This is a genomic window from Microcystis sp. M53598_WE2 (assembly GCF_030067735.1).
GTDB classification, from domain to species: domain Bacteria; phylum Cyanobacteriota; class Cyanobacteriia; order Cyanobacteriales; family Microcystaceae; genus Microcystis; species Microcystis aeruginosa.
Genome location: NZ_JASJFE010000943.1, coordinates 1 through 1,020 on the forward strand (window position 1 = coordinate 1; position 1,020 = coordinate 1,020).

At 41.2% G+C, this 1,020-nt stretch carries 1 pseudogene; it reads right to left on the reverse strand.

Annotated features, from left to right (window positions below):
* Window positions 1-109: 109 nt before the first annotated feature.
* Window positions 110-933, reverse strand: a pseudogene (locus PX636_RS19245) (IS30 family transposase); the annotation flags it as partial.
* Window positions 934-1,020 lie beyond the last annotated feature (87 nt).

Below are 1,020 nucleotides of genomic sequence, written 5' to 3' on the forward strand. Positions count from 1 at the left end.
AAAAAAATTGTCTTAAGTACCTAAGCAAAATTAATTACACATATCTAACCACCTCTTGCCTCTTGCCTCTTGCCTATCTTCACTAGGAAATTAATTTTGCACGACTACTTAACAGTCCCTTGGTATGCTCGTTTAATCCCCTCTCCCAAGAATGATAAGGAGTAGCAAAATAAAAATCTGCTCCTAGTTTCTGACTCAACTCTTGATGTCCACAAAATTCTTTGCCGTTGTCACAAGTAAAGGTTTTTCTTTTGTCAGGGTGAATCTCTTGGAAAAGTTTTTCTGTGACAAGGGTTGATTTCCGATGCGGTTTTGTTTTTGGCTAATCCTGCTACTAGAAATTTCGAGGCCTTGTCCACATGAGTAACGAGAACTCCTAGATGATTGACTCCAATCATTGTGTCACTTTCCCAATGACCGATTTCGGTTTTCTGGTCAGCAATTGCTGGTCGCTCGCTGATATCTACAGGCCCTGGAATCCCTCCACGCTTACTTTTTGCTCCATTTCGACTCTTTCTTTTTCCTCGTCCTTGACGTAGGCATTCTTGATACTTTCCACAGTCAAGGGTAGTTCTGATAGATCATTTGATAGATGGTTTCATGACTGAGCGATTCTTGACCAGCTTTTTTCAGACGACCTGCTATTTGTTCGGGACTATGATAATCTTTCAATCCTTTTTTCACCAACTCTAAGGCCGACTCGCTGACATTTTTAAAGGGTTGTTTGGCATTTTTTCGGCGCGTCTCGCTTTGAGCTTGTGCTGTGTCAGGTAGATAGCAGCCGAGGGAACTTTGATTCCTTCTTAATTCTCGTGATATCGTGCTTTGATGACATCCGAGCCAGACGGCCATTTGCCGTTGAGATAAATTTCCCTCTTGACTAAGTTGGTAGAGTAAGTTTCTTTGTTCTATGTTAAGATGTTTTCGGCTCATTTTTGGGTCTGATTTGTTTTTGTTAATGCTCAGACAGTACCTGATGAGCCTTTTTCTGTCAACTCTTGAGGTTGATGCGTTTCATTT